The sequence below is a fragment of the Flavobacterium sp. genome, from assembly GCF_044341265.1.
Classification (GTDB): domain Bacteria; phylum Bacteroidota; class Bacteroidia; order Flavobacteriales; family Flavobacteriaceae; genus Flavobacterium.
Genome location: NZ_JBIISA010000003.1, coordinates 153,866 through 161,730, shown reverse-complemented (window position 1 = coordinate 161,730; position 7,865 = coordinate 153,866). Strand labels below are relative to the sequence as shown.

At 33.0% G+C, this 7,865-nt stretch carries 5 protein-coding genes; 3 read left to right on the top strand and 2 right to left on the bottom strand.

Annotation, left to right across the window (positions count from 1 at the left end; translation table 11 throughout):
• Nucleotides 1–91 precede the first annotated feature (91 nt).
• The 3 genes from ACIQ06_RS02525 to ACIQ06_RS02515 all read left to right on the top strand — a co-directional run bounded on the left by ACIQ06_RS02525 (nucleotide 92) and on the right by ACIQ06_RS02515 (nucleotide 3,717).
• On the top strand, nucleotides 92–985 hold the full coding sequence (locus ACIQ06_RS02525; RefSeq protein WP_396143730.1) for an LD-carboxypeptidase: 894 nt from the start codon (nucleotides 92–94) through the stop codon (nucleotides 983–985).
• 91 nt (nucleotides 986–1,076) lie between these two features.
• Nucleotides 1,077–1,436, top strand: coding sequence for a YraN family protein (locus ACIQ06_RS02520; RefSeq protein ID WP_344815918.1), 360 nt, complete (start codon nucleotides 1,077–1,079; stop codon nucleotides 1,434–1,436).
• 97 nt (nucleotides 1,437–1,533) lie between these two features.
• On the top strand, nucleotides 1,534–3,717 hold the full coding sequence (locus ACIQ06_RS02515; RefSeq protein ID WP_396143727.1) for a M12 family metallo-peptidase: 2,184 nt from the start codon (nucleotides 1,534–1,536) through the stop codon (nucleotides 3,715–3,717).
• 51 nt (nucleotides 3,718–3,768) lie between these two features.
• Here ACIQ06_RS02515 and mfd read toward each other — a convergent pair whose 3' ends face one another.
• Together mfd and ACIQ06_RS02505 are read right to left on the bottom strand one after the other, a co-directional pair.
• Nucleotides 3,769–7,107, bottom strand: a complete 3,339-nt coding sequence (gene mfd, locus ACIQ06_RS02510) for a transcription-repair coupling factor (RefSeq protein WP_396143729.1) — start codon at nucleotides 7,105–7,107, stop codon at nucleotides 3,769–3,771.
• 20 nt (nucleotides 7,108–7,127) lie between these two features.
• Nucleotides 7,128–7,721: a hypothetical protein gene (locus ACIQ06_RS02505; RefSeq protein ID WP_344815921.1), complete on the bottom strand. Its 594-nt coding sequence runs from the start codon at nucleotides 7,719–7,721 to the stop codon at nucleotides 7,128–7,130.
• Nucleotides 7,722–7,865: the final 144 nt, after the last annotated feature.

Below are 7,865 nucleotides of genomic sequence, written 5' to 3'. Positions count from 1 at the left end.
TGCCTAAAGATTTTAAACTTTAATGAAGAAAGTAATTAGTATTTTAATCGTTACAATTTTATTTGTTTCAAACATTCAAGCTCAAAAAAAGATGATATTTCCACCTAATTTAAAAAAAGGCGATACGGTTGCAATTGTAGCAACAGCTCGTAAAAACATTGAAGACAATCTAAAACCAGCCATTTCGTGGTTGAAAAATTGGGGTTTAGAAGTGGTTGTTGGCTCTACAATTGGTTTAGACAATAACCAATTAGCTGGAACTGATGAGCAAAGAGCGGCCGATTTTCAAGAACAATTAGACAATCCAAACATCAAAGCCATTTGGTGTGTTCGTGGCGGTTATGGAACTGTGAGAATGATCGATTTATTAGATTTCACAAAATTTAAGCAATCTCCAAAATGGATAGTTGGCTTTAGTGATGTTACCGTTTTACACAGTCATTTGAATACTATGGGTTATGCATCAATTCACGGAATTATGCCTGTAAGTTCTAAAGCGAGTGAAGAAGCAAAAGAGACTTTAAGAAAAGCTTTGTTTGGTGAACCTATTGAATATACTGTCCCATGTGAATTTATGAATAAATACGGAACAGCCAAAGGTGAATTAGTTGGAGGAAATCTATCTATTTTATACAGTTTATTTGGTTCGCCATCGGCTATAGATTGTTCTGATAAAATTCTTTTTATTGAAGATTTAGATGAATATTTATATCATATCGATAGAATGATGATGAATTTAAAACGCAATGGTTGTTTAGAAAGTTTGAAAGGAATCATTGTTGGCGGAATGACTAAAATGAAAGACAACGAAATTCCTTGGGGAAAAAATGCACTAGAAATTATTCAGGATGTGACTAAAAATTACAATATTCCTGTCATTTATAATTTTCCTGCTGGCCACATGGCAGATAATCGTGCTCTGATTTTTGGAAAGCAAGTTACAATGGAAGTGAACGATATAGAGAGTAAAGTGGTTTTTGAATAGATGGTTAGATTTTTGGATTATTAGATTTTTAGAAAAAGCATTCAAAGAAATTCAACAATCCAATAGTCTAAAAAATCCAACAATCTGAAAAATGGCAGAACACAACGATTTAGGAAAACTAGGAGAAGAATTAGCTGTAGACTTTCTGCAACAGAATGGCTACGATATTCTTGAAACTAATTGGACGTTCCAAAAAGCCGAAATCGACATCATTGCTCAAAAAGAAAACACCCTTGCCATTGTTGAGGTTAAAACACGCTCGTCTCTAGAATTTGGTTTGCCTCAAGATTTTGTGAAGCCTAAAAAAATCCAACTTTTGGTCAAAGCCGTAAATGAATATTTGATTTCCAATGATTTAGATTTAGAAGTTCGATTTGATATTATTTCGGTTTATAAAGAAGACAACGAGTTGAAGATAGAACATTTGGAAGACGCTTTTTTTTACTTCTAAGATTAAACAATTTATAAAAAACACATATTTATTTTGTCGTAATTAGATACTAATTACATTTTTATTAACTTTACCATATGACTTTACCATAAATACTATGAAAAAAATCTTTACAATTGCCTCATTGTTTAGTTTTGTTTTCTTGTTTGCACAGAATGAAGTTGCAAAAAAGATTCAAGAATTAGAAGCATCTAGAGTTGTTTTTAGACCTTTTACGGTTTTAACAGCCTCAAATGACAAGCCAGATGGAAACATAAATAAAGTTGTCACGGATGCCACATTAGCAACAATTAAAACTACTGTTGTTAACGATATTGTTGCTAATAAATATGAATTTATAGAATTGTCTTTTCCTTACAATGGGTCAATTGTAAAATTAGATTTATACAAAGTAAATTTATTTGCAGAAGGTTTTCATGTTGATACCGATAAAGCAAAAAATATAGCTTATGAAAAAGGAGTTCACTATCGTGGAATTGTCAAAGGTGATTACAATTCTGTTGCATCTTTCAATTTCTTTCCCAATGAACTAAATGGAGTTGCATCCAATATTGAATTAAATAATTTAGTAATTGGAAAACTAGACAAAATTAATAATGTTAATGACTATATCGTTTATTCCGATTCCAAAATGCAGATAGGGAGTGGTTTTGAATGTTCCTATAAAGATGATGAATCACTTCATAACGATGAACCAACAATTGCAAATAGAGAAGTAAATAGTTTAAAATGTGTTACCATGTATTTTGAAATTGATTACAATTTATTTCAGTTAAATGGTAGTGATACTGCAACAACTACTAATTGGATGACTTCGGTTTTTAATAATGTTCAATCGTTGTATAATGCAGATGACATTACAATATCATTGAAATCAATGTTTATTTGGACAACTCAAGATCCTTATGAAGGAATAGGTACATCCTCAGTGGATTATTTGTATAAGTTTAATGAAGTTCGGCCAGTTTTTGATGGAGATTTAGGACAATTATTAGGAAATGACCCAGGTGGTTTAGGTGGAGTTGCAGTTGGCATAAATGGGTTATGTTCTCAAAATAATTTTAGTTATTCAGATATAGATACTATTACTGTTGAGAATATTCCAACTTACTCTTGGACCATTCAAGTAATTAGTCATGAGTTTGGTCACTTATTAGGTTCAAGACATACCCATGCTTGCGCATGGAATGGAAATAATACAGCTATCGACGGTTGCGGTCAGCAAGCAGGTTTTAGTGAAGGCAATTGTCCGCAAGCACCTATTCCATCAACAACAGTAAAAGGAACTGTAATGAGCTATTGCCATTTGATAAGTGGCGTTGGAGTAAATTTTAGTAACGGATTTGGGTTACAACCACGAAATGCTATTTTAAACGCTATAAATAATGGTCCTTGTTTAAGTACAGATTGTATAAACACTTGTATCAACACTATTTCATCTGTTTCTATTAATAATATTGGAATGGATACAGCAACAATAAGTTGGATTGATTCTGGAACTTTTACAGCCTGGAAAGTTAGAGTGTATCCTTTTGGAGCAACTCCAGGTAGTTGGATTACTGTAACCACAAATAATTATGTAGTAAATGGTTTAAACCCTAATTCATACTATGTAGCAGAAATAAGCCCAAGTTGCACAGCTGGTCTTGAAATCGGAGGAAGACGATTAATTTTTGTAACTGCTGCCAATTTCTGTAATGGAATACAATTTACAGATTCTGGCGGTCCAACAGGTAATTATACCAATATGGAAACTGTTGTTAGAACCATTATTCCAGATGTTGCTAATAACAATATAGTACTGACATTCTCAGCATTTTCACTTGAGGTAGATTATGATTATTTATATGTTTATGATGGAAATTCAACCGCGGCACCATTAATGAATCCTGGTGGTTCTACAGGAACAACTATTCCTGGTCCGTTTGTTTCTTCTGCAACAGATGGTTCTTTAACCGTTAGGTTTTATTCTGACCAAGGTGTAATTGATACAGGATTTATTGCGACAATATCTTGTTCACCAAATTTAAATACAAATAGCAACAACTATATTGATTTCAATTATTATCCAAATCCATCTAATGGAAAGGTTACAATCAATTCAAAAACAGCTATCAATCAAATTCAAGTTTATAATGTTACTGGACAATTATTGCTAGATAAAAACTTGAATGAAACTACAACTAATGTCGATATTTCAGCTTTTGCTCAAGGAACTTATTTCTTCAAGTTGAAGTTTGATGGCGATAAAGAAGCTAATTTCAAAGTACTAAGAAGATAACAATATCTTTAGAATAAATAAAAAGCCATCTAATTTAGATGGCTTTTTATTTTATATTCTATTCATTAATTCAAGTGCCTTATTTATGCTTTTTACATTTTCAAAAGTCAACAATAAACGCAGTCCGTTTTTGGTCTCTTTTTCTTTCATTTTGCATAGGCTGCTGTTCATTTGAACAAACTGAACCATTTTCATAAAACGATTTGATTGGTAGAAATCACTTTGTTGGTCGCCTACAAAATAACCTACCATTTTTCCTTGTTTCATTACTAATTTTTCGATTCCGATAGCAGTTGCTTTCCATTTAATTCGGATGCTGTTTAGTAAGGCATTAGCTTCTTTTGGCAAGGCTCCAAATCGGTCAATTAATTTTTGTTCGAATACTTGTAATGCTTCTTCGTTTTTAATCAAACTCAATTCGTTGTATAAGTTCAAACGTTCTGTAATGTTATTGATATATTCATCAGGGAAAAGCAATTCAAAATCGGTGTCGATTTGTAAATCTTTTACGTATTCTTTGGTTTCGATGTCGTTTTCTGTTGGATACAAATCTTTGAATTCGTTTTCTTTCAACTCCTCAATGGCTTCGTTCATGATTTTTTGATAGGTATCAAATCCGATGTCGTTGATGAATCCACTTTGTTCGCCACCTAATAAATCTCCAGCACCACGAATTTCTAAATCTTTCATGGCAATGTTAAATCCACTTCCTAATTCTGAAAATTGTTCTAAAGCATGAATACGTTTTCTAGCATCATCGGTCATGGCAGAATAGGGTGGCGTGATGAAATAACAAAACGCTTTTTTATTACTTCTTCCCACACGACCACGCATTTGATGCAAATCGGATAAACCAAAATTATTCGCATTATTAATGAAAATCGTATTCGCATTGGGTACATCCAATCCACTTTCTATAATCGTTGTGGCTACTAAAACATCAAATTCGCCATTCATGAAAGCCAACATTAATTCTTCTAGTTTTTTACCGTCTAATTGTCCGTGACCAATTCCAACTCTTGCATCTGGAACTAATCGCTGAATCATTCCGGCAACTTCTTTGATGTTTTCAATTCTGTTGTTGATAAAGAACACTTGACCGTTTCTTTGAATTTCATACGAAATAGCATCGCGAATTAACTCTTCGTGAAAACGAACCACATGCGTTTCAATAGGATATCTGTTTGGTGGAGGCGTTGTAATGACCGATAAATCACGAGCAGCCATCAATGAAAACTGCAACGTTCTCGGAATTGGAGTCGCCGTTAAAGTCAACGTATCCACATTGGCCGAAATCGTTTTGAGTTTATCTTTTACGTTTACTCCAAATTTTTGTTCTTCGTCAATAATCAGTAATCCTAAATCTTTGAATTTTACATCTTTGTTTACCAATTGATGTGTTCCAATGATGATGTCAACTCTTCCTTCACCTAGATTTTTAATGGTTTCGGTTCTTTCTTTGGCGGTTCTAAAACGATTTAAATAATTTACAGAAACCGGCATGTCTTTCAATCGTTCAGAAAAAGTTCTATAATGTTGGTAAGCCAAAATTGTTGTTGGAACCAAAACAGCCACTTGTTTTCCGTTGTCAACCGCCTTAAATGCAGCTCTAATGGCAACTTCAGTTTTACCAAAACCAACATCACCACAGACTAATCTATCCATTGGTCTGTCGGTTTCCATGTCGGCTTTTACGTCTTGAGTTGCTGTAATTTGGTCGGGTGTATCTTCATAAATGAACGAACTTTCCAACTCTTTTTGTAAATAACTATCTGGTGCGCAAGCAAATCCTTTTTCTAATCTTCGCTTTGCATAAAGCTGAATTAAATTGAAGGCAATATGTTTTACTCGTGCTTTTGTTTTTTGTTTTAAGGCTTTCCAAGCGCCACTTCCTAGTTTGTAAATCTTTGGTGGTGCGCCGTCTTTTCCGTTGTATTTAGAGATTTTATGCAGCGAATGAATACTTACATAAACGATGTCATTATCGGCGTAAACTAATTTTATAGCTTCTTGTGTTTTACCTTCTACCTGAATTTTTTGCAATCCACCAAACTTTCCAATTCCGTGATCGATGTGCGTTACATAATCGCCTACCGTCAAGGAAGTCAGTTCTTTTAGAGTTATGGTTTGCTTTTTAGAATAACCATTTTTAATATTGAATTTGTGGTAACGTTCAAATATTTGATGGTCGGTGTAACATGCTATTTGGTTTTCTTCATCAATAAATCCTTGAAATAATGGAAAAACAACGGTTTTGTATTGCTTGCGAACGCTTTCATGATTTTCTTCATCAATGTCTTCAAAAATATCATGAAAACGATTGGCTTGATTTTCATTGGAACAAAACAAATAATTCTTAATTCCGTTGAAATGATTTTCTGCCAAGTTGTTCATCAATAAATCAAATTGCTTATTGAAGGAAGGTTGCGGTTGAATATGGAATTCAATCGTTTTATCAATTTTATACGTTGGCGCATTGCTCAATTCTACTACAGAAAAGTTCAAAGCTTTCTTTAAAAATTGCTCTTGATTAAGAAATAAATCTTTAGGTTCAAGATGTTTTATGGTTGCATCTAATTTGGCAAATACTTCTGTTGCTTTCGCAAAAAGTTTGTCTAATTGATGGCAAAGCAAATCAGTATTCTGAATGAAAAGCACCGTTTTCTGGTCGATGTAGTCTAAGAAACTTTCTCTGTTTTCTTCGAAGAATTTGTTTTCTACATTGGGAATAATGGAGATTTTCTTCAGTTTTTCAATAGACAATTGTGTTTCAACATCAAAACTTCTGATGGAATCTACTTCGTTTCCGAAAAACTCTATTCTGTACGGATTATCATTTGAAAAAGAAAAAACATCTACAATTCCACCACGAACAGAGAATTCTCCTGGTTCTGTGACAAAATCTACTCTTTTGAAATTGTATTCAAAAAGTACTTCATTAATGAAATCAATTGCAATTTTATCGTTTACCGAAATTTTTAAGGTGTTTTTATCAAGGTCTTTTTTGGTAACTACTTTTTCAAAAATGGCTTCGGCGTAGGAAACAATTATAGCTGGTTTTTTACGCGAATTGATTCTGTTTAAAACTTCAGCTCTAAGCAGAATATTGGCATTATCAGTTTCGTCAATTTGATAAGGACGACGATAAGAACCTGGATAAAACAAAACATCTCGATCGTTGATGAGTTGCTCTAAATCGTTGAGGTAATAAGCCGCTTCTTCTTTATCACTAAATAACAAAAGAAAAGGTAATTCTGCTTTTTCAAAAGTAGATTGAATTACAAAAGACAACGCCGAACCCAATAAACCTTTTGCGTTTATTTTGGAATCACGTTGCTCTAAAGCATTAGATAAAAGTTGGACTTTTGCCGACTTTTGATAGACAGAAATGACGTTATTTTTACTCAAAATTATTCTAAATCGGGATCAATGTTTGTCGATGGAACAGCTCTTGTTGAGTCTTTCATACTCAAAATATCTGGTTCGCCATCTTCTCTTGGTATAAGACTTCTTTTTACAATTTCTTCCATTTGTAATTGAAGGTATTCTACTTCCATATTTATTTCACCAACAAGCTTTACAACTTTTGCGTCTGGAATTTGGTTTAGGTGAATGAATAAATCCAACGATTTTATTTTGGTTGTTACAACTGCGATTCTGGCTTTAACTTGTGGCTTATTGAATTCTAATGGAATATTGTTGTTTAAGTCCATAACTTTTACAGAAAGAGCTTTCGATTTTTTCTGAAAAGCGCCAATGGTACTTTTTGGTTTTTGATTGATTTCTGTTAGAAAGTTACGCCATTCCATCCAACTATTGATGCGGCTTTGCGTTATAGGTTCTACAGGTGCAATATTGAAAACCCATCCGCGGTTGATGTTGTTGAAAATAACTTCTTTTTTCTTAGCTTCTTTCTGTTGTTCAATAATTAGTGTAGTGTTATCGTTTTGACACGATGCCAATACTAACATAAAGAAAACTAGATATATCGATGATAACTTCATTAGAAGAATAATGGGTTTGATTACAAAAGTACAAAAGTAGGAGTTTTGTTTTAGAGATTTTGTGAAAGGTTTTATAAATGTTTAGTAATTGTTTTTCAAATAAAATGTTATTCATGATTCTAACGAAAACGTTATCTTTGTAGT